Annotated in this window: 18 protein-coding genes; 9 read left to right on the top strand and 9 right to left on the bottom strand. The window is 61.2% G+C overall.

The genetic code is table 11. From position 1 onward, the window contains the following. Nucleotides 1–229 precede the first annotated feature (229 nt). From ACODS9_RS12730 to ACODS9_RS12690, 9 genes are all read left to right on the top strand, one after another. Nucleotides 230–694, top strand: coding sequence for a DUF721 domain-containing protein (locus ACODS9_RS12730; RefSeq protein WP_401104749.1), 465 nt, complete (start codon nucleotides 230–232; stop codon nucleotides 692–694). A 687-nt stretch (nucleotides 695–1,381) separates the two neighbouring features. Continuing rightward, the gene (locus tag ACODS9_RS12725; protein WP_401104752.1) at nucleotides 1,382–2,128 is read left to right on the top strand and encodes a methyltransferase domain-containing protein; all 747 of its coding nucleotides are present in this window, start codon (nucleotides 1,382–1,384) and stop codon (nucleotides 2,126–2,128) included. A 13-nt stretch (nucleotides 2,129–2,141) separates the two neighbouring features. Then, nucleotides 2,142–3,059: a class I SAM-dependent methyltransferase gene (locus ACODS9_RS12720; protein ID WP_489093994.1), complete on the top strand. Its 918-nt coding sequence runs from the start codon at nucleotides 2,142–2,144 to the stop codon at nucleotides 3,057–3,059. Next, nucleotides 3,056–4,195, top strand: coding sequence for a M50 family metallopeptidase (locus ACODS9_RS12715; protein WP_489093993.1), 1,140 nt, complete (start codon nucleotides 3,056–3,058; stop codon nucleotides 4,193–4,195). The genes ACODS9_RS12720 and ACODS9_RS12715 overlap by 4 nt, the downstream gene beginning before the upstream one ends. 10 nt (nucleotides 4,196–4,205) lie before the next feature. Further along, complete coding sequence (gene tglA, locus ACODS9_RS12710; RefSeq protein WP_401104761.1) at nucleotides 4,206–4,361, top strand: 3-thiaglutamate biosynthesis pearlin carrier peptide TglA; 156 nt, start codon at nucleotides 4,206–4,208, stop codon at nucleotides 4,359–4,361. A gap of 58 nt (nucleotides 4,362–4,419) precedes the next feature. Next, the gene (tglH, locus tag ACODS9_RS12705; protein ID WP_401104763.1) at nucleotides 4,420–5,334 is read left to right on the top strand and encodes a peptidyl (S)-2-mercaptoglycine synthase subunit TglH; all 915 of its coding nucleotides are present in this window, start codon (nucleotides 4,420–4,422) and stop codon (nucleotides 5,332–5,334) included. Next, complete coding sequence (locus ACODS9_RS12700; protein WP_489093992.1) at nucleotides 5,324–6,130, top strand: hypothetical protein; 807 nt, start codon at nucleotides 5,324–5,326, stop codon at nucleotides 6,128–6,130. The genes tglH and ACODS9_RS12700 overlap by 11 nt, the downstream gene beginning before the upstream one ends. Nucleotides 6,131–6,133: 3 nt before the next feature. Continuing rightward, complete coding sequence (locus ACODS9_RS12695) at nucleotides 6,134–8,578, top strand: lantibiotic dehydratase (RefSeq protein WP_489093991.1); 2,445 nt, start codon at nucleotides 6,134–6,136, stop codon at nucleotides 8,576–8,578. Then, nucleotides 8,575–9,855, top strand: a complete 1,281-nt coding sequence (locus ACODS9_RS12690; RefSeq protein WP_489093990.1) for an MFS transporter — start codon at nucleotides 8,575–8,577, stop codon at nucleotides 9,853–9,855. Before ACODS9_RS12695 ends, ACODS9_RS12690 begins: the two co-directional genes overlap by 4 nt. An 84-nt stretch (nucleotides 9,856–9,939) precedes the next feature. Here ACODS9_RS12690 and lpxC read toward each other — a convergent pair whose 3' ends face one another. The 9 genes from lpxC to murD form a co-directional block, all read right to left on the bottom strand. After that, a complete protein-coding gene (lpxC, locus tag ACODS9_RS12685; protein WP_046857004.1) occupies nucleotides 9,940–10,851 on the bottom strand; it encodes a UDP-3-O-acyl-N-acetylglucosamine deacetylase in 912 nt (303 codons plus the stop codon). A gap of 112 nt (nucleotides 10,852–10,963) precedes the next feature. After that, nucleotides 10,964–12,160 carry a cell division protein FtsZ gene (gene ftsZ, locus ACODS9_RS12680; RefSeq protein WP_016395521.1) on the bottom strand — a complete coding sequence of 399 codons (1,197 nt, stop codon included), beginning with the start codon at nucleotides 12,158–12,160 and terminating at the stop codon, nucleotides 10,964–10,966. A 55-nt stretch (nucleotides 12,161–12,215) separates the two neighbouring features. Next, nucleotides 12,216–13,484, bottom strand: coding sequence for a cell division protein FtsA (ftsA, locus tag ACODS9_RS12675; protein WP_028689735.1), 1,269 nt, complete (start codon nucleotides 13,482–13,484; stop codon nucleotides 12,216–12,218). Between the two features lie 14 nt (nucleotides 13,485–13,498). Further along, nucleotides 13,499–14,368 (bottom strand): cell division protein FtsQ/DivIB, encoded by an 870-nt coding sequence (locus ACODS9_RS12670; protein ID WP_023629819.1) that lies wholly within the window; start codon nucleotides 14,366–14,368, stop codon nucleotides 13,499–13,501. Between the two features lie 5 nt (nucleotides 14,369–14,373). Beyond that, a complete protein-coding gene (locus ACODS9_RS12665; protein ID WP_028689737.1) occupies nucleotides 14,374–15,330 on the bottom strand; it encodes a D-alanine--D-alanine ligase in 957 nt (318 codons plus the stop codon). Then, nucleotides 15,327–16,775, bottom strand: a complete 1,449-nt coding sequence (gene murC / locus ACODS9_RS12660; protein WP_038707416.1) for a UDP-N-acetylmuramate--L-alanine ligase — start codon at nucleotides 16,773–16,775, stop codon at nucleotides 15,327–15,329. Before murC ends, ACODS9_RS12665 begins: the two co-directional genes overlap by 4 nt. Then, complete coding sequence (gene murG, locus ACODS9_RS12655; RefSeq protein ID WP_046857007.1) at nucleotides 16,768–17,847, bottom strand: undecaprenyldiphospho-muramoylpentapeptide beta-N-acetylglucosaminyltransferase; 1,080 nt, start codon at nucleotides 17,845–17,847, stop codon at nucleotides 16,768–16,770. Before murG ends, murC begins: the two co-directional genes overlap by 8 nt. Beyond that, nucleotides 17,837–19,051 (bottom strand): putative lipid II flippase FtsW, encoded by a 1,215-nt coding sequence (gene ftsW, locus ACODS9_RS12650; RefSeq protein WP_023632511.1) that lies wholly within the window; start codon nucleotides 19,049–19,051, stop codon nucleotides 17,837–17,839. Before ftsW ends, murG begins: the two co-directional genes overlap by 11 nt. Continuing rightward, the gene (gene murD, locus ACODS9_RS12645; protein WP_489093989.1) at nucleotides 19,048–20,394 is read right to left on the bottom strand and encodes a UDP-N-acetylmuramoyl-L-alanine--D-glutamate ligase; all 1,347 of its coding nucleotides are present in this window, start codon (nucleotides 20,392–20,394) and stop codon (nucleotides 19,048–19,050) included. The genes ftsW and murD overlap by 4 nt, the downstream gene beginning before the upstream one ends. Between the last annotated feature and the right edge of the window lie 2 nt (nucleotides 20,395–20,396).

Genomic DNA, 20,396 nt, shown 5'->3' with positions numbered 1-20,396 from the left:
GGAAAGTGGTGGATTTCCACGATGCTGGCACAGCGCTTTTAGGGGGGCCTGACTAACATAGGGGCTTTTTTCGCAAGTTCAAGGTGCGCACAGATGAAACGTATCGCGAATGACTTGCATCAAAATTCCAGCCAGCATGGTCTTTGCGCAGGTTGCGCGGGAGCGCGCTTGCCCCGCGATCCGACGGCGCCTGTTAAACTGAGGGCCTAGCTAGCTGCCGCGAACCGCCATGGCCTACAAACCCTCCTCTGCCCACCTGCCCTCGGCCTTGCTGCGCAAGGCACGCCCGCTGCGCCTGCTGCTGAACCAGGCCGAACGCCTGGAGCATCTGCAACGCCTGCTGGAAAGCCAGTTGCAGCCGGCTGCCCGTGAGCACTGCCACGTGGCGTCATGGAAGGAAGGCACCTTGTTGCTGGTGGTGACCGATGGCCATTGGGCCACCCGTTTGCGCTACCAGCAAAAGCGTCTGCAACGTCAGTTGCAGGCCATGGAGGCTTTTGCCAACCTGAGCCGCATCCTGTTCAAGGTGCAGCCCCCCCTGGTTGCAGCGACACGCACTAGCCAGGGCATCGAGCTATCGAGCCGTGCCGCCAGCAACATCCGCGATTCAGCCGAAAGCATCAGCGATCCGAAGTTGCGCGCCGCACTTGAGCGCCTGGCCAACCATGCACAAGACAAGGAAGATCGCAGCTGATCGGTGACAGCCATCCCTCTCGCCGCTGGCTCGGAACGAACGAAACGGCAAGGTCCGTGCGAGACACCTAGTTTGAAGGCCGTAGCGCAGGAGGCTTGCGCTACGCCCTGTTGGTACTCCGACAGGCAAAATGGTTGAAAATCGGCTGCGATGCCCAACTAAAAATCAATAAAATCAACAAGCTAAACTCAACCCCACGACTTTCGAGTGAAGCACCAGCCATAAGGGCTGACGTTTTGACACACGCCTTATTGCAGCCTGCCAACCTTTGACCCTATACTTGAGCGAATGTAAGTTCAGAGCGCTATAAGCACTCTCGACGAGACCGTACAAATGGATCATTTGATAAGGACTTCACATGAGCACCGTTTTACTACTTCCTGAATCGCGCGCCCTCAGCGCAGACACTTCCTACACTCTTTCGAGAAATCATCTTATTTGCGCCAGGGCCTGAATCTATTTTCGCCCTATCTCGGTGCGCCATCGCCTATCCCGGCGATATTTAGCGCCTAATGTGCTCACCGAGCGGCAAGCGAAGATTTATTTCCTGACGCCATTGCTGATATTTCTATCGTAGCCATCTCGGCGACACATGGAATTTGTGTGTCCTGCGCCGCGCATTGATGCGCTTCAAATTCACAGTACAACCCAAACGAACGCTCTATCATTACGCAAGGACGTGATCATATGCCTAGTTCTACCCAGTCGGCCGTTAACCTGCAGGATACCGTTGGCGATGGTGTGACGGCGGGGAACGCCGCCTGGACTTTTGGCGGCACGACCCCCTTGCATTTCGACTCACATGTTTCCAAGTCTGTCCCCCGGTATAAGGACGGTCATGAAATCATCTTGTCGCTCAGCGACTTCTTCGTAAAACCAGACAGTATCTGTTACGAACTAGGCAGCTCGACTGGGGCATTGACCCGACAACTTGCGCAGCGCCATTGCGCTTCAGTGCAGTGGGTAGGCATCGACGTCGAAGATGCGATGACACGCCAAGCCAAGGCATTGCAAGAAACTTCTCCACAGCAGAATCTGAATTTCGTCACCGACGACATACTGACTTACGATTACCAAAAAAGTGATCTGATCGTCGCTTACTACACGATCCAGTTTGTCCATCCTCGTGTTCGCCAAGCCTTGTTCGACCGAATCTATGAGTCCTTGAACTGGGGCGGTGCGTTCATCATGTTCGAGAAAGTGCGCGGCCCGGACGCACGCTTCCAGGATATTCTTAGCAACCTGTATGTCGACTACAAACGCGACCAAGGTTATACCGCCGAAGAAATTCTCGCTAAAACCAGAAGCTTGAAAGGGGTGCTCGAACCGTTCTCCACTGCAGGGAATATCGACATGCTCTCGCGGGCTGGATTCACAGACATCACCAGCATATTCAAACATATCTGTTTCGAAGGCTTTTTCTGCATCAAGTAAGCTAGAGGCCGTCATGGACGACACTATAAAAATAAAATATCTTCAGCTACTGAAGATGCCTGAGCACTATCGTGCACAATCAATGGACTGCGAACTGTGCGGCGCTCATGAGCACTGGGAGTTGCTCAGCGAAATTCAAGGCCCCAGCGATACCTCGGTGCCCTTACCGGTACTGGGATGCCAGACGTGCGGGCATATTTACCAGAAGTACCGTTTCGAACCCGCGTTCTACCAGGCTTACTACGACAAGTTTTATCGACTCAGCCTGTTCGGCGACTCCGAACCAGAGCGTGCTTTCTTTCTAGACCAGGTGCGTCGTGGCGAGCACCTGCGTCGCTATCTGGCAGACCTGCTTCCGGACAACGGCAAGTTGCTGGATGTCGGCTGTTCGGCGGGTGGCCTGATGCTTCCCTTCGCCAAGCACGGCTGGACCGTGAAAGGCAATGATCCGGACCACGCCTATGTGGAGTATGGCAAGAAAGTAGGCCTGCCCATCGACCGGGTCGACGCGGAGAACATGAATACCTCCGGCGACTACGATCTGATCATCATCAACGGATCGCTCGAGCATGTGCACGATGTCAATGTGGTGCTGCAAAAGTGCCGCCGGGCCTGCGCCGAGAACGGGCTGTTACTGATCGAAGGCCGAGCGCTCGGCCATGGCCTGCTTCAAGGTTATTTGACCCATAACCACCGGCGCTACCTGAGTGCCAGCAGCATCGAATACTTGATGCGCATGCATGGCTGGGAGCCCATCCGCACCACCGAGGAACCCGTTTGTGGCCCTACCCGCCCAGGCGCGGTGTTCGTTTTGGGTCGAGCCTGTGCACCTGCTGATGACGCCTCGCTCACGCAAACCACGGCAGCGGGTCGCAAAGCGCTGATTGAGCGTTTCAGACCAGGCCTTCAAGCGCTGCGGGCAAGCGCATGAGCAGCTCTGTCTACAGTGGCGTTGCAACGCAGGCGACGCGCCATTCCCACTTCAGGGAAGACCTCGTGATTACCCTTGCGGACGATGGAAACTCGACATCGCGTTATTGTGTGCACGACCCCGTCTCCGACATCAGCTTTGAGTTGGGCAAGGCAGAGTACCGTCTGGCCATGCTCTTCGATGGCAAGCGCAGCCTGCCCGAGGTCGCCATTACCGCACTCGAACAACTACGGATGAAAGTCAGCGAAGACAAGCTCGCTCAGTTCGAACGCAAACTGTTGCATCTCAAGCTGCTCAGCCAGGGAGAGGGTGCACACAAGAAGGACCTGCAGGACCCCGCCACGGGTATCACTTATGGTCCGCTCAAGACGTATCTGCTGGTCAATCTGATAAAGATGAACCCGCAACCGTTGCTGGACACTCTGTACCGGCTTGCCCCCTGGTGTTGCAGCCGTGGCTTCGTGGCGCCCTTGTTACTACTGGCTCTGTGCAGCTTCGGTTACCTGGGTATGCACCTGGATGCGTTCATCGACGATGCCGTGGTGGTCTATGCCCAAAGCTATCGCTGGTTGCTTTGGCACTTCCCGGTCATCTTGACCTCCATCGCCCTGCACGAACTGGGTCATGCAATGTCGTGCCGACATTACGGGGTCAAGGTTACCGACTTCGGCATCGGCATCTATCTCCTGCTCGCCACCGGCTGGGTTCGGCCAGAGCAACGCACCTGGACGAAACTCCCGCTTGGACAGCGTGTGACCACTATCCTGGCCGGCCCTTTTGTCAGCTTGCTCTACGCGGGAGTGGGTATTGCCTTATGGGCAGTGTGGGGCGGCTCGGGACCATTCGGCGCGCTCTTTGTCGTCATGATCGTGGCATCGTTCATCTCCCTGGTGCCGACATTGCTGCCCATCTTCAATGGCGACACCTACCTGGCAATTACCGAATGGCTCGGACAACCCCGCCTTCGCCAACGCGCATTCAATTACGTAAAAGGGCGTCATCGTGCGTCCGCACAACCTGTTTCGCCCGCCATGCACCGCCTCTACTGGGGCACCGTGCTGCTGACCGGCCTGGGCTGGATCGCGGCCTGGGGCTTTACCGCCAATACCCTGATGCACCTTTTCAACCACCCGTGAGGAGACTGTCATGACCAACACCCCCGCCGCTCAACCTTTGCCGGAAACAGCGCAAACGCACACCGACGCCCCCGCGCAAGCGCTTCCTGAAGTCGATGAAGGTGCCTTGTTCGAAGAGTTCGATCTCGACGATATCGAAATCATCGAAAGCAAAGTGTTCGCTTGATCGCCAAGTAATGCCCCGGTCCAGACCGGGGTTCTCCGACACTCAAATGGATAAGCGCATGGCCCGGTTCTCCAAGCCTGAGCCTATAGGCGTGGGCATTCAGTACAACCCTGAAATTCTCGACTGGTTTCCCTTCGAGGATATCGAAGTCGATATTCTGGAAGTGCTTCTGGACAACATCATGGCTCCGATCGACGGACCGCAGATCATCAAGCCTGGCGCCCGTGAGGTGATGGAGCGGCTGTCGAAAAACTTTACCTTGCTGGCCCACTCCAACTACGGTTGCGACTTCGGTTTCAGCCCATTGGAAGAGACCGCCGCGGTGCAGCGTCATGTGCCACTGGCGAAGATGTTGAACAGTCCCTGGGTCGCCAATCATTGTTTCTACGGTGACAACTCCTGGCTGGATATCTGGAGCAGCCCACTTCAGTTCTCCAATGCCGAGGTGCTCCGTTGCGCGCAACGGGCCACTTCATTGCAGTCCAGCTACGGCATGCCGCTGGCACACGAAAATGCCGCCTACTACCTGCCATGCCCTGGCGCCGAAATGCGTGAAGCGGAGTTCCTCGCCAGGCTCGTGGAAGCCTCCGGAACATTCCTGCATCTGGATCTGCACAATATTTATACCAACCACCTGAACCTCAAACAGTTCGACCTGCGTGACTACCTCGACACCTTGCCCCTGGAGAAGGTGATTTCGGTACATCTGGCGGGCGGCAGCTGGCATGACGGTCTCTACCACGATTGGCACGACTCCGCCGTTCCGGAACCCGTCTGGGATCTCTACCAGGAGCTGCTGTCACGAGCACGTCCTGCCGCGGTGATACTCGAATATCAAGGGCAAGCCCACCATGCCATGACCCGAGTGATGAATGCCGATGACGAACACATGATCGTCAGCGACGTTCGCCGCGCGCAACAGATCTGGAATCATTACATCACTCGGCCACAGGAACGCGCTCATGGACGCTGAACAAGTATGGAAACTATGGCGACGCCTGCTGCGTGACGAGACATTGCAAGAAAAGTTGTTCCAGGCTCGCGGCGCAAGCGAGTGGCTGGCGGACTTTGCAGAAGACGAACGGGCGATCCTGCAGGCGTATGGGGATCAATTCGAGCGCGTGAAATGGTTTGTCGAAAACTATCAGTTTCGCTTGGTCAATTCGTTCATCAATGCCCTTGAAACAGGTGCGCCACTGACGTTGCGCGCCTTGCTCAACCTGGGATTCGATCTCACCGAATTGTCGAGGTCGTTCCTGCGGGAAAAACAATGGTTCGATTATGGGCCGAAGGTTTACGGTTACTGTGATGCCGCCCTGGAGTTTCTGCTCGGTCGCGCAGAATTGCAGGAGCACCCATGCTTGCGCGACTTGATCGGTCTGGAGCGCGAATGTGTCGCCCTCTACAGGGGCTTGATTGCCCCACAGACGACCACGCCGGATCACTATCAGCGAACCTGCAGCGCGCGTCTCTACCAAAGCACCTACGCCCTGTCCACCTGGCTGCGCGACAAAGGCCAGCTGGGATTGAGCCAGCTGGCAGCTCAACCCGAGCATATCCTGGTGTATCTACCCACACCTCAGGCGCGGCATAAGTTCACCTTGATCAGCAAGCGCACCGCGCATCTCTATCAGTTCCTCGATGAGCCGCTACAGGCACCGACCTTGGCCCGGTTGTTGAACGCGAACGATGACGACCAACCTTGCGCCGCAGACATGGCATTGCTGAGCAAGCTCAAGCAACTCAACGCAATCAGGACTCCCTGCTAGAGAATGGAAAGCTCACAGTATTTCTGGCTACGCTCCACCGGTTTTCCGATCCACCACCTGACGGCCCTGGGAGAACTTTCGGCGCTTCCAGGCTGTGCAGCCTTCGAGCGAACCTATCGTGCGCTTGAAAACATGCGTGTCGCTTTGCTGGCGCACGCCAACGCCCACCCCATGCCGCAAGCGTGCCGCAAGTTGATTCGCAAGCTCAACGAGCGCACTGCTTTGCAACCGGCGGACTTGCCAGAAGACTTACGCCTGCCACTGGCTCAGGCATTGGCGGAGCGCAATCGGCTATTGACCGAATTGCAGGCACGGGAAGAGGCGGATGCGCAATATGCCGCGTACCTGGAGCGTGCCCGACAGGGACTGATTGACGTACTCGATGACGACGCGATCGCCGAGGCGCTATTCATCTCCAATCCTGCGGCACGTGCACGTATCGATGAATTGATCCGTGACCGCCACAGCAGTAACGACAGCCGTAAAAAGCAGAAGCTGCGCCTGGGATGGGCCTACCTGCAGCGATTTTGCGCGAAGAACGATACCGCGAGCTTCTTCGGCCCACTGGCCTGGGGTCAGTTCGACCAACAACTCGAGGCCAATATCCACTGCCGGCGAAGCGAAGGACCGTGGCTCAGGCAACGCCACACATTCTTCGAAAACTGGGTGGTGCAGCGCCTGGTCGCACAGCTCAACCAGCACTGCCCAAACACCGACGTCCTGCCGTTGAGGCTGAACGAAGGCTGCTACCTGGATGGGCATACCTTGCACCTGCCGATCGGCAAGCGTCGCCAGGTGGATGCGCAAACCACACGGATCCTGCACCACATCGCCAGCCAGCAACACTCGTTGGCGACACTTTGCCAACTGCTTCAAGCAAGCCCTGCGCAGACGCATGACAGCATCAGGGCACTACTTGAACATCTTGTCCGCCAGCGTGTGGTGCGCCGAGGCTGGCGGATTTCGCCGCGTGAACGCGACCCGATGGCACAATTGCAAGCCTGGGTGAATTCGCCGGGCATTGATGAAACCTTCAGCCAATCATGGCAGGCACGCCTTGATGCGTTGCAAGGCGCAAAGGCGCAATACGCTGACGGCAACCTGCAACAACGGGAACAAGCGCTGCTGCACATGAATACGTTGTTGGCAGACGCTGGCGTCGACTTGAGCAGAGAGACCGGCGCAATGTACGTCGGTCGCTACCCCGTGTATGAAGACTGCTCCAGAAACCTTGAAATCAGCTTCGGCCGGCACCTGTTTACCGAGATGAAGGCACAATTGACGCCTTTGCTGAACATTCATCGGTGGATGACAAAAGCGATCGGCTATCGCCTTCATGAAGCCTACCTCCAGGCCTGGGAACAATGCGAACAAGTGGACAGCGAAAGCGTCCCGTTCCTGGCGCTCCTCGATAAGCTGGCGCCATTGCTTCCCACGATAGAAGCGGATATTGCCAACGACCTCGAACAACGATTGGGCGCGGCCTGGGCTAGCGTGTTGCAAGACTTCGTCGGACAACACGAAGTGCATCTAGGCAACAGACAGGTTGAAGCGTTGCTCGATGCGCTGGATACCGATCTTCGGGTGAACGACTTCCAGGTGTTCGGCAGTGATTTCCACTCGCCGGACTTCATGCTCTCCAGCGCTTCGATCGAAGCCCTCAATCAAGGCGACTACCAGATCGTCGTCGGAGAGGTACATCCGGCGGTGCATACGCTCAGCCAGCCGGTTGCGGCCCCGTTCAGCCCATTCAATACGCAGATCAACGAGCAAGTGGCGCAGCTTTTTGAACGCCCACGCCTGATCCTGGCGGACTCACCCGACAGTTATCAGCGCTCGCATATCGACTGGCCTTTGCACTCGCGTTACTTGCAGTTGGTGCTGCCATCCGGTGGTGGCTGCGTACCGCCCCAGCAGCAATTCGCGGCGGGCCGAGCGCAAGTACGCCTGGTGAATGGGCGCCTGCACGTAGTGGATGTGTTCGGGCAGTTCGAAGAGGACTTTCTGTGCGTCTTCTCCACGCCCATGCACCGGCTGGGTTTCGCCTTGGCCGGCGCCGCCATCGCCAAGCACGACAACCGTCGTGTCTGGCTAGGCCGCACATTGTACAAAAGGGCTTCATGGTTATTCGCCGTCGACGAGCTGCCTCAGCCCAAGGGTTCCATCGATGCCTTGGACTATCCCATCGCATGGCGTGCCTGGGCCAGCCATCAGGGCCTGCCGCGCTATGTCTTCGTCAAGATCGATACGGAGCCCAAACCTCAGTTCATCGACTTCGAGAACCCGTTATCCCTTGATGGCATCATCAATGCGCTGAAAGACGCCAGGCAGGTGAAGTTTTCAGAAATGCGTCCAGACCCCGAACAACTTTGGCTCGAAGAGGCGCGCGGGCGCTTCTGCTGCGAAATTCGCACGACCTTTTCCTGTAATGAGGACTCTACCCAATGAGCAGTGAACATCCAACTTCGCTACTCAAGGCCGATCAGGAAGTGAAGCGCTCATTCCTGTATCTGTTCCTGACGATCTTCGTGCCATTCGGCCTCGGGCATTTCGTGTCCTACCTGTTTCGCACCGTTAACGCCTTGATCTATGGCGATCTGACTCAAGAGTTGCACTTGCCTGCCAGTAGTCTCGGCCTACTGACAGGGGTGTATTTCCTGACGTTTGCCGCCGCACAGCTTCCCCTTGGCGTGTTACTCGATCGCTACGGCCCACGCAGCGTACAGGTGCCCATGCTGATCTTTGCCGTTCTGGGCTCGTTGATCTTCAGCTCGGCGCACTCCCAATGGGGGCTGATCATTGGTCGCGGCCTGATTGGCCTCGGCGTTGCAGGCTCCTTGATGAGTGCGATCAAGGCCTGCTCGATCTGGCTCCCCCCCGAACGCTTGCCCTTGAGTACCGCCTGCCTGCTATCGGTAGGAGGCTTGGGCGCCATGGCATCAACCACGCCATTGCATGAATTGCTCAAGTGGATCAGCTGGCGAGAAGCCTTCTTGATTCTGGCAGTTCTGACACTGTGCGTATGCGCCATCATTCACCTCAGTGTCCCCCGTGCGTATACGGCCAAGAACACCACCCTCGCGCAGATGGCCACAGCTGTGGCCACCCTCTACCGCTCCTGGACCTTCTGGCGCCTGGTGCTGTACTCAGTGTTCGCCCACGCGATCTACATGTCGGTACTGTCGCTTTGGATGGGACCGTGGTTACGGGATGTGGCGCAACTGAGCGAAGCGAGCATGGCCAACACGCTGCTATGGGGAACGGTGGCAATGGTTGCGGGCTCGCTGACATTTGGCTCGATTACCGATTACCTGCGACGCTTTGGCGTCCAGCCCATCATGGTGTGCGGGACGGGGGTCGCTGTATTCATTGGATTCCAGGTACTGATGATCAGTGGCCTTGCAATCCCACCACTGCTTATTGCCATGGGTTTCAGTTTCTTCGGCACGGCGACCACCATGAACTATGCCATCGTCGCCCAATCCGTGCCTGCTGAGCTCGCCGGACGGGTGAGCTCGTCGTTCAACCTGGTGGTGTTTGTCCTGGCCTTCATTCTGCAATGGCTAATGGGCGCGCTGCTGAATCTATGGCCTGCCACATCCTCAGGGCATCCCATGATTGCCTATCAGTGGTCGTTGGGGACGATGATCGGATTGCAGATACCAGGCATATTGCTCTGGCTGACGTTCCGCCCCTGGAAGCGTGAGCGCCCAGCCTCCTGCTAAGACCATAGGGGCGCCACTGCCTGCAATGCCCCATAAAAAAGGCCACCCGAAGGTGGCCTTAATCACTAGAGAGAGTGTTCGAACTTACACAGCCGCAACAGGGCGCATGTACGAGATCGGTGCCGTGCTGGCATCTTCGAAGGTGACCACTTCCCAGGCGTCGGTTTCTGCGATCAGCTTGCGCAACAGCTGGTTATTCAGCGCGTGTCCGGACTTGTAGCCCTTGAACTCGCCGATCAGGCTGTTGCCCAGTAGGTACAGATCGCCGATGGCGTCGAGGATCTTGTGCTTGACGAATTCGTCATCGGAACGAAGGCCGTCTTCGTTGAGCACACCGGTTTCGTCGACGACGATGGCGTTCTCGACACTGCCACCCAGCGCAAGGTTGTGCTTGCGCAGGTACTCGATGTCACGCATGAAACCGAAGGTACGGGCACGGCTGACTTCCTTCACGAACGAGGTGCTCGAGAAGTCGACGACCGCGCTTTGGGTCTGGCCCTTGAGGACCGGGTGATCGAAGTCGATCTCGAAGCTCACCTTGAACCCGTCGAAGGGCAAGAAAGTGGCGCGCTTGTCGCCCTCTTCCACTGTCACTTCACGCAGGATGCGGATGAACTTCTTCGGTGCGTCCTGTTCTTCCAGGCCGGCCGATTGGATCAGGAATACGAAGGGTCCGGCGCTGCCATCCATGATCGGCACTTCCGAGGCGGAGAGCTCGACGTAGGCGTTATCGATGCCCAGGCCCGCCATGGCGGAGAGCAGGTGCTCGACCGTATCGACTTTGACGTCACCGTTGACCAGCGTGGTGGACATGGTGGTCTCGCCGACGTTGGCCGCGCGCGCCGGGATTTCGACCACAGGGTCGAGGTCGGCGCGACGGAAGACGATGCCGCTGTCGACAGGCGCAGGCTTGAGGGTCAGGTAGACCTTCTCCCCGGAGTGCAGGCCGACGCCTGTGGCACGGATGGTATTCTTCAGGGTGCGTTGTCTAATCATGGCATTGGCCGCTTCAGCGCAAATTGCGAACAGGTATCAACAAAGGCTGGGGATGATAACAGACCCGGCCTTTGCTGAACACCAATCACCCTTATACCCCTGATAAATTCCATTAATCGGCCTGACGACGCAGGAACGCCGGGATATCCAGGTAGTCCAGATCATCCTGAGGGTTGAGTTTAGCGGCTGCCGCGGCACCTGCATGGGCCTGGTTGCGCATCACGGTCGGACGTTCCAGGTCACGGTAGTTGACGGCCGACTGCTCCTGGCGAACCGGGGCCGGGTTGGAGGCCTCGTACGCCTGCTGGGCGGTCTGCAGGGTGTTGTCGACCACCTTGACCGGTTTCTCGATGCGCGCGCCCAGTCCAGTGGCCACGACGGTCACGTGCAGCTCGTCGCGCATGTCCGGGTCGATCACGGTGCCGACCTTGACCATCGCGTGGTCGGAGGCGAAGGCCTCGATGATGCTACCCACGTCGGAGTACTCGCCCAGCGACAGGTCAGGCCCTGCGGTGATGTTCACCAGGATGCCGCGGGCGCCCTGCAGGTTGACGTCTTCGAGCAACGGGTTGCGGATCGCCGCCTCGGTGGCTTCGCGAGCACGGTTCGGGCCGCTGGCGCAGCCGGTACCCATCATCGCCATGCCCATCTCGCCCATCACGGTGCGTACGTCGGCGAAGTCGACGTTGATCATGCCCGGACGCTTGATGATGTCCGAGATGCCGCGCACGGCGCCGGCCAGCACGTCGTCAGCCTTGGCGAAGGCGGACAAGAGGCTTGCATCCTTGCCCAGGATGGTCAGCAGCTTCTCGTTGGGGATGGTGATCAGCGAGTCGACGCTTTCAGCCAGCATGCGGATGCCTTCATCGGCGATCTGCATGCGCTTGCGGCCTTCGAACGGGAACGGACGGGTCACCACCGCGACGGTGAGGATGCCCATTTCCTTGGCCACTTCGGCGATGATCGGCGCCGCGCCGGTACCGGTACCGCCACCCATGCCGGTGGTGATGAACACCATGTTGGTGCCCTGCAGCACTTCGGCGATGCGCTCACGGTCTTCCAGCGCGGCCTGGCGGCCGACTTCCGGATTGGCGCCAGCACCCAGGCCCTTGGTCACACCGGTGCCCAGTTGCAGGATGGTGCGCGCGCCGATGTTTTTCAGCGCCTGAGCATCGGTGTTGGCGCAGATGAATTCCACGCCCTCGATGCTGCTCTTGACCATGTGGTTGACGGCGTTGCCGCCGCCACCGCCGACGCCGATCACCTTGATGACCGGACTTTGCGGGACGTTGTCTACGAGCTCGAACATTTTCCCTCTCCTTACAGTTCTCTAGTTGTCGCGCCTACCACTACTGCTTTGAAACTCAGAAGTTGCTCTGGACCCAACGCTTGAGTCGCTCAAGCACTGGACCCTTGGGTTCATCGCCATAGCTGTTGTTGCTGCTGTTGCTGTTGCTGATACCGGTCAGGGACGGGTCCTCGGACTGCTTCTGCAGACCGTAGGTGAGCAGGCCCACGCCGGTGGAATAGATCGGGTTGCGGACCACGTCGCTCAGCCCGCGAACGCTGTGCGGCACGCCCAGGCGTACCGGCATGTGGAAGATTTCCTCGGCCAGTTCCACGGCGCCTTCCATCTTCGCGGTGCCGCCGGTGAGGACGATGCCGGCTGGCACCAGGTCCTCGAAGCCGCTGCGACGCAGTTCGGCCTGGATCAGGGTGAACAGCTCGTCGTAACGCGGCTCCACCACTTCGGCCAGGGCCTGGCGCGACAGCTCGCGTGGCGGGCGATCACCCACGCTCGGCACCTTGATGGTCTCGCCGGCACCGGCCAGCTTGGCCAGGGCGCAGGCGTAGCGGATCTTGATTTCCTCGGCGTACTGCGTAGGCGTACGCAGGGCCATGGCGATGTCGTTGGTGACCTGGTCGCCGGCGATCGGGATCACCGCAGTGTGGCGGATCGCGCCTTCGGTGAAGATGGCGATGTCGGTGGTGCCGCCACCGATGTCCACCAGGCACACGCCCAGCTCTTTCTCGTCGTCGGTCAGCACCGAGTAGGCCGAGGCCAGTTGCTCGAGGATGATGTCGTCGATTTCCAGACCGCAGCGACGCACGCATTTTTCGATGTTCTGCGCCGCGTTCACCGCACAGGTAACCACGTGGACCTTGGCTTCCAGGCGCACGCCCGACATGCCCAGGGGCTCGCGCACGCCTTCCTGGTTGTCGATCACGTAGTCCTGCGGCAGGGTGTGCAGCACCCGCTGGTCGGCCGGGATGGCCACGGCCTGGGCGGCATCGAGCACGCGCTCGAGATCGGCGGTGCTGACTTCGCGGTCGCGGATGGCGACGATGCCGTGGGAGTTCAGGCTGCGGATATGGTTGCCGGCAACACCGACGAACGCCGAATGGATGCGGCAGCCGGCCATCAGCTGGGCCTCTTCGACGGCGCGCTGGATCGACTGCACGGTCGATTCGATATTCACCACCACGCCCTTCTTCAGGCCGCGTGACGGGTGGGTGCCGATCCCGACGATCTCCAGGGTGCCGTCCTCGCCGACTTCACCCACCAGCGCCACCACCTTGGAGGTGCCGATGTCCAGCCCGACGATCATTTTGCCGCTATGCGCGTTTGCCATGGTCCTGCCTCTCTCTAATTCTTCGCAACGGCGGGTTGGGCCGTCGTCGGTGCATTCGGTTCCCGCCAACCAACGGCAAGTCCGTTGGAATAACGCAGATCGATGCGGGCGATATTGGTGATCTGGTCTTTAAGCGATTTGTCGTAAATGGCAATGAAACGGCGCATCTTCTCCACCAGGTGGTCGCGCCCCAGCAGCAGCTCGATGCCTGGGCCGGCGCTACCCGCGCCAGTGGTCAGGAACCAGCTGCCTCGCTCGCGCAGCTCCAGGCGAGCGATGGAAAAGCCCATGGGGCGCAGCATCTGGCTCAATACCTGATACTGCTGCATGACTTGTTGCTGAGCGCGCTGCGGCCCGAACAGCTGCGGCAGGTGCTCGTAGTTGGCCAGTTCGCGCGGGGTAAAGGCCTGGCCCTGGTTGTTGAGCAAGGCCTCGTCGCCCCAGCGCGCCACCGGCAACTGTTCTTCCAGGCGGATGACCACCTCGTCCGGCCACACCCGGCGCACTTCGGCGTGGGCGATCCAGGGCATCTGCTCGAGCTCGACGCGCATCGCCGCGAGGTCGACGGTGAAGAAGCTCGCTGCCACGTAGGGCGCGATCCGCTGCTGCACCGCCTGCTGGCTGATGTAGCTGAGGTCGCCCTGCACGGCGATCTTGGTGATCGGCCGGTCGGCGTAGGGCATCAGGCGAATGGCACCCTCATAGGCGCCAAAACCTGCGGCCACCAGCAATACCGGCCACAGCAGGCGCTTGAGGCCGCCGAAGCTTGGCCGCGGCAGGCGCGCCGATACGGGCTCGTCGGCCACCAGTCGGCTGGCACCACGCGGCACCGGCTTGCTACGGCCGGTAACGGGTGGCTGCTGACGTATCATCGCGCCTTGCATGGCTATTAACCTCTCGTCGCTACGCTGTCGGCCAGGATCGCCAGCACCAGTTGCTGGAAGTCCAGGCCGGCGGCACGGGCCGCCATGGGCACCAGGCTATGGTCGGTCATGCCCGGTGCGGTGTTGACCTCGAGCAGCCAGAAACGGCCCTGCTCGTCCTGCATCACGTCCAGACGGCCCCAGCCCTCGATGCCAACGGCATCGCAGGCGCGCGCGGTAAGGTCGATCAGCTCTTGCTCCTTGACGCTGTCCAGGCCGCACGGGATGCGGTACTGGGTGTCATTGGCGATGTACTTGGCGTCGTAGTCGTAGAACACGTGCGGGGTGCCCAGCGCGATCGGCGGCAGCACCTGGCCACGCAGCACGGCGATGGTGAATTCCGGGCCGTGGATCCATTGCTCGACCAGTACCTGCGAATCGTATTTGGCAGCGTCTTTCCAGGCGGCGACCAGCTCTTGCTCGCTGTTCACCTTGGCCATGCCGATGCTCGAACCTTCATGGGCGGGTTTGACGATCAACGGGAAGCCCAGTTCCGCACTGGCGGCCACGCAATCCTGCTCGCTGGCCAGCACGGCGTGACGCGGCGTGGGGATACCCAGGCTCTGCCACACCTGCTTGGTGCGCAGCTTGTCCATGGCCAGCGCCGAGGCGAGGATGCCGCTGCCGGTGTAGGGAATCCCCAGGCACTCGAGCAGGCCCTGCATGCTGCCGTCCTCACCGCCACGGCCGTGGAGGATGATGAAGGCGCGGTCGATCTTCTCGCTCTGCAGGCGGGTCAGCAGGTCGTCGCCGACGTCGATGGCGACTACGTCGACACCAGCGTTGGTCAGCGCCTCGATCACTGCCTTGCCCGACTTCAGGGAAACCTCACGCTCGGCACTCTTGCCACCGTACAGCACGGCGACGCGGCCAAAGGCCTTGACGTCCAGGGTCGAGTGCAACTTGTCGTAGGCGCTGGTCATTTCGACTTCTCCTGCTTGGCGCCTGCGAACAGCGGGCTTTTCATCAATTGCGGGGCCAGGCCGCCGACATCTCCGGCACCCTGGCAGATCAGGATGTCGCCGGCACGCAGCAGCGGCTTGACCAGCGGCGCGAGCTCGGCGCCGCGTTCGATATAGATCGGGTCGAGCTTGCCGCGCTGGCGGATGCTGTGGCACAGCTGGCGGCTGTCGGCACCGGGGATCGGCTCTTCGCCGGCCGGGTAGACCTCCATCAGCAGCAGCACGTTGGCATCGCCCAGCACCTGCACGAAATCGTCGTACAGGTCGCGGGTGCGGCTATAGCGGTGCGGCTGATAGACGATCACCAGGCGGCGGCTCGGCCAGCCGCCACGCACGGCCTTGATCACCGCGGCGACCTCGGTCGGGTGGTGGCCATAGTCGTCGACCAGCATCACGCTGCCACCGTCGACCGGCAGCTCGCCGTAGACCTGGAAGCGTCGACCGACGCCCTGGAAGCCCGACAGGCCCTGGACGATGGCCTCGTCGCTGATGCCTTCGTCGGTGGCGATGGCGATGGTCGCCAACGCGTTGAGCACGTTGTGGTTGCCCGGCATGTTCACCGACACCTCAAGCGGCTCGCAGTCACGGCGCAGCACGGTGAAGTGGGTCTGCATGCCCTGCTGACGCACATTGATGGCGCGGATGTCGGCCTCTTCGCTGAAGCCGTAGGTAACCGTAGGGCGCTTGACCTGCGGCAGAATCTCGCGCACCACCGGGTCGTCCAGGCACATCACTGCCAGCCCATAGAACGGCAGGTTGTGCAGGAACTCGACGAAGGTCTTCTTCAGCTTGTTGAAGTCGCCTTCGTAGGTGGCCATGTGGTCGGCGTCGATGTTGGTGACCACGGCGACCATGGGCTGCAGGTGCAGGAAGCTGGCGTCGCTCTCGTCGGCTTCGGCGATCAGGTAGCGGCTGGTGCCCAACTGCGCGTTGGTCCCGGCCGCGGTCAGGCGACCACCGATGACGAAGGTCGGGTCCAGGCCACCGGCGGCGAACACCGAGGCCAGCAGGCTGGTGGTGGTGGTCTTGCCGTGGGTGCCGGCCACCGCCACGCCATGGCGATAGCGCATCAACTCGGCGAGCATCTCGGCACGCGGCACCACAGGGATGCGGCGCTCCAGTGCGGTGGCGACTTCCGGGTTGGCCGGATTGATCGCGCTGGACACCACCAGCACATCGGCGTTGGCGGCGTTCTCGGCGCGGTGGCCGACGAAGATCTCGGCGCCGAACGACTCGAGGCGCTCGGTGACCGGCGACACCTTGAGGTCGGAGCCGGATACTTCATAGCCGAGGTTCAGCAGCACTTCGGCGATGCCGCACATGCCCACGCCGCCGATACCGACGAAGTGGATGCGACGGATACGGCCCATCTTCGGATGCGGCATGGCTTTCTGGCTCTCAACCATGGGCTACCTCCAGGCAGATATCCACCACGGTGCTGGTTGCGGCAGGTTTGGCCAGGCGGCGGGCGGTGCCGGCCATGGCGTTGAGTTTCTCGGGTTGCATCAGCACCTCGTTCAGGCGTTCAGCGAGCTGCGCTGCGCCAGTAGTCGCTTGTGGCATCAGGAAGGCGGCGCCTTCACGTGCCAGGTATTGGGCGTTGTGGGTCTGGTGGTCGTCGATGGCATGGGGCAAGGGCACCAGCATCGAGGGCAGGCCCGCCGCCGCGAGTTCGCTGACGGTCAGGGCACCGGCCCGGCACACCACCATATCGGCCCAGCCATAGGCATGGGCCATGTCCTTGATGAACGGTTCGACCTGGGCCTCGACCCCCGCCTCGTGATAACGCTCGGCGGTGACGGGCGCGTGGTTCCTGCCCGCCTGGTGGAAGACTTCGGGGCGCAGGTTCGCCGGCACCTCGGACAGGGCCTTAGGCAACAATTTGTTCAATGGTTCCGCACCCAAGCTGCCGCCCATGACCAACAAGCGCGCACGGCGCTCGGCCAGGGGCGCGCGCAGGGCGTCCATGAACAGCTCCGGGCGCACCGGATTGCCGGTGGTGCGCAGCTTGTCGCTGGCGGCAAAGGTGTCCGGGAATGCTTCGCAGACACGCGCGGCCAGCGGCAGCAGCAAACGATTGGTGGTACCGGCGCGGGCATTCTGCTCGTGGATCACCAGTGGCACGCCACACAACCGCGCGGCTACGCCACCGGGGCCGGTCACATAGCCACCGAAACCGACCACGCAGACCGGCTTGAGCTCACGGACGATGCGCCGCGCCTGCAGCACGGCCTTGACCAGGGTGAACGGCGCCTTGAGCAGCGACAGCTTGCCCTTGCCGCGCAGGCCGGTGACCTGGATCAGGTGCAGCGGCAGGCCGGCCTGGGGCACCAGTTCGTTCTCGATGCCACGCGGGGTACCCAGCCAATGCACGCTGTAGCCGCGGGCCTGGAACTCGCGGGCACAGGCCAGTGCCGGGAACACGTGGCCCCCGGTGCCACCGGCCATGATCAGGACGTTCTTGCCGTCAGCGGCCATGACTGGTCTCCTCGGCAAAATCGCTTTCCTTGAATTCGTGTTCCTCGCTGCCCAGATGGGTGCGACTCTCCCACTCGATGCGTAAAAGCAGGCCGACACAGGCGCAACAGATCACCAGGGAGCTGCCCCCGTAGCTGAGGAACGGCAGGGTCAGGCCCTTGGTCGGCAACAGGCCGACGTTCACGCCGATGTTGATCAGGAACTGGCCGATCCACAGGAATGACAGGCCAAAGGCCATGTAGGCGGCGAAGAACTGCTTGGCCTTCTCGGCCCACAGGCCGATGTACAGGGCACGCACGGTGATGAACACGAACAGCGCGATGGTCAGCAGCGAGCCGACCACCCCCAGTTCTTCGGCCAGCACCGAGAACACGAAGTCGGTGTGCGCCTCGGGCAGGTAGAACTGCTTCTGCACGCTGTTGCCCAGGCCCACGCCCAACCATTCGCCGCGCCCGAAGGCGATCAGCGCCTGGGTCAGCTGGTAGCCGGAGCCGAACTGGTCGCTCCAGGGGTCGGTGAAGGTGATCAGGCGCGCCATCCGGTAAGGCTGGGCCTGGACCAGCACCACCACCGATATGACCGCCAGCACCACCATCAGCGAGAAGCGGAACAGCCCCACCCCACCGAGGAACAGCATGGCCGCCGCAGCGCCCATCATCACCACCGTGGCGCCGAAGTCCGGCTCCATCAGCAGCAGGCCGGCCATTGGCAGCAGCACGATGAACGGTTTGAAGAAGCCCATCCAGCTCTCGCGCACCTCGGTCTGGCGACGCACCAGGTAGCCGGCGAGATAAATGACCACGAAGACCTTGGCGATCTCCGACGGCTGGACGTTGAAGAAGCTGAAGCCGATCCAGCGCATCGAACCGTTCACTTCACGGCCGATACCGGGCACCAGCACCAGCACCAACAGGCCGAAGGCACCGATCAGCATCATGAAGCCCATGCGCTGCCAGGTGGCGATCGGCACAAGCATGGTCATCAACCCCGCGCCCAGGCCCAGGGTGACGTACACCAGGTGGCGGAACATGTGGTACAGCGGGTTGCCGGACTGCACCGCGGCCACTTCGGAGGAGGCCGAGGTGATCATCACCAGGCCCAGGCCGAGCAGCGCCAGGCAACCGGCCAGCAGCGGGAAGTCGAGGTCGATGCCACGGCCGCTGATCAGCGGCGACGGGTACGGTTTGAGGATGCCGAAGATCATGCCAGCCCCTCCGCTGCCTGGGCGAACAGGCGCCCGCGTTCTTCAAAATTCTTGAACATGTCGAGGCTGGCGCAGGCCGGCGACAGCAGCACCGCGTCACCGGCGCGGGCCAGCTCGGCGCAACGCTGCACGGCCTCATCGAGGGTCTGCACGGGCACCAGTTGCACGGCATCCTTCAGGGTTTCGGCCAGGCGTGCGGCATCGCGGCCGATCAGCACCACGGCGCGGCAATGCTGCGCCACCGGGGTACGCAAGGCCGCAAAATCGGCACCCTTGCCATCGCCGCCGGCGATCAGCACCAGTTTGCCCTCGATATCGGCGCCCAGGCCTTCGATGGCCGCCAACGCGGCACCGACGTTGGTGGCCTTGGAATCGTCGTACCAGTTCACGCCGTTGCGCTCGCGCACCCACTGGCAACGATGGGCCAGGCCCTTGAATTCGCGCAGCGCTTCGAGCATCGGCTCGAACGGCAGGCCGACGGCGTGGCCGAGGGCCAGGGCAGCCAGGGCGTTGCTGTGATTGTGAGCACCACGGATCTTCAGCTCACGCACTGGCATGAGGGTCTGGAACTCGAACGCCAGGTATTTCTCGCCATCCACTTCACGCAGGCCGAAGGCCTTGAAGTCCGGTGCGTTGAGGCCAAAGGTCCAGCACGGACGGCCTTCGACCGGCAACGGACGGCTCAGGGCATCCTGGCGGTTGACCACCACCTGGCGGGCGCCGCGGAAGATCCGGTGCTTGGCCAGGTGATAGGCCGGCAGGCCGCTGTAGCGGTCCATGTGGTCTTCGCTGATGTTCAGCACGGTGGCCACTTCGGCGTTGAGCTGGTCGGTGGTCTCCAGCTGAAAGCTCGACAGCTCCAGCACGTACAGCTCGACGTCGTCAGCCAGCAAGTCCAGGGCCGGGGTGCCGAGGTTGCCGCCGACCGCCACACGTTTGCCTGCCTTGGCGGCCATCTCGCCGACCAGGGTGGTCACGGTGCTCTTGGCGTTGGAGCCGCTGATGGCCACGATCGGCGCCTTGGCGTGATGGGCGAACAGCTCGATGTCCCCGGACAGCTTGACGCCACGCGCGGCGGCCTGTTGCAGCGCAGGTGTGGCCAGGGCCAGGCCCGGGCTGACATACAGCTCGTTGGCCCGGCACAGGAAGTCCACGTCCAGCTCGCCACAGCGCACTTCCACCTGCGGGTATTCACGGCGCAGGGTGTCCAGTTCCGGCGGTTGCTCGCGGGTGTCGGCGACCGCAAAGGCAATGCCCCGGCTCGCCAGGAAGCGAACCAGGGACATGCCGCTCTTGCCGAGGCCGACAACGATGCGGAATTGGTCGGAAGCGATCAGTGACACGC

Source organism: Pseudomonas sp. FG36 (assembly GCF_057809275.1).
This window is presented reverse-complemented; position numbering and strand designations above follow the sequence as displayed.

Excerpts from the sequence above, each read along its gene's own strand:
- ACODS9_RS12720 (WP_489093994.1), top strand. The coding sequence starts at position 2,142 with ATGGACGACACTATAAAAATAAAATATCTTCAGCTACTGAAGATGCCT.
- lpxC (WP_046857004.1), bottom strand. The coding sequence starts at position 10,851 with ATGATTAGACAACGCACCCTGAAGAATACCATCCGTGCCACAGGCGTC.
- murG (WP_046857007.1), bottom strand. The coding sequence starts at position 17,847 with ATGGCCGCTGACGGCAAGAACGTCCTGATCATGGCCGGTGGCACCGGG.
- tglH (WP_401104763.1), top strand. The coding sequence starts at position 4,420 with ATGGCCCGGTTCTCCAAGCCTGAGCCTATAGGCGTGGGCATTCAGTAC.
- ACODS9_RS12695 (WP_489093991.1), top strand. The coding sequence starts at position 6,134 with ATGGAAAGCTCACAGTATTTCTGGCTACGCTCCACCGGTTTTCCGATC.
- tglA (WP_401104761.1), top strand. The coding sequence starts at position 4,206 with ATGACCAACACCCCCGCCGCTCAACCTTTGCCGGAAACAGCGCAAACG.
- ftsW (WP_023632511.1), bottom strand. The coding sequence starts at position 19,051 with ATGATCTTCGGCATCCTCAAACCGTACCCGTCGCCGCTGATCAGCGGC.
- ACODS9_RS12670 (WP_023629819.1), bottom strand. The coding sequence starts at position 14,368 with ATGCAAGGCGCGATGATACGTCAGCAGCCACCCGTTACCGGCCGTAGC.
- ACODS9_RS12700 (WP_489093992.1), top strand. The coding sequence starts at position 5,324 with ATGGACGCTGAACAAGTATGGAAACTATGGCGACGCCTGCTGCGTGAC.
- ftsZ (WP_016395521.1), bottom strand. The coding sequence starts at position 12,160 with ATGTTCGAGCTCGTAGACAACGTCCCGCAAAGTCCGGTCATCAAGGTG.
- ACODS9_RS12725 (WP_401104752.1), top strand. The coding sequence starts at position 1,382 with ATGCCTAGTTCTACCCAGTCGGCCGTTAACCTGCAGGATACCGTTGGC.
- ftsA (WP_028689735.1), bottom strand. The coding sequence starts at position 13,484 with ATGGCAAACGCGCATAGCGGCAAAATGATCGTCGGGCTGGACATCGGC.
- ACODS9_RS12690 (WP_489093990.1), top strand. The coding sequence starts at position 8,575 with ATGAGCAGTGAACATCCAACTTCGCTACTCAAGGCCGATCAGGAAGTG.
- murC (WP_038707416.1), bottom strand. The coding sequence starts at position 16,775 with ATGGTTGAGAGCCAGAAAGCCATGCCGCATCCGAAGATGGGCCGTATC.
- ACODS9_RS12665 (WP_028689737.1), bottom strand. The coding sequence starts at position 15,330 with ATGACCAGCGCCTACGACAAGTTGCACTCGACCCTGGACGTCAAGGCC.
- ACODS9_RS12730 (WP_401104749.1), top strand. The coding sequence starts at position 230 with ATGGCCTACAAACCCTCCTCTGCCCACCTGCCCTCGGCCTTGCTGCGC.
- ACODS9_RS12715 (WP_489093993.1), top strand. The coding sequence starts at position 3,056 with ATGAGCAGCTCTGTCTACAGTGGCGTTGCAACGCAGGCGACGCGCCAT.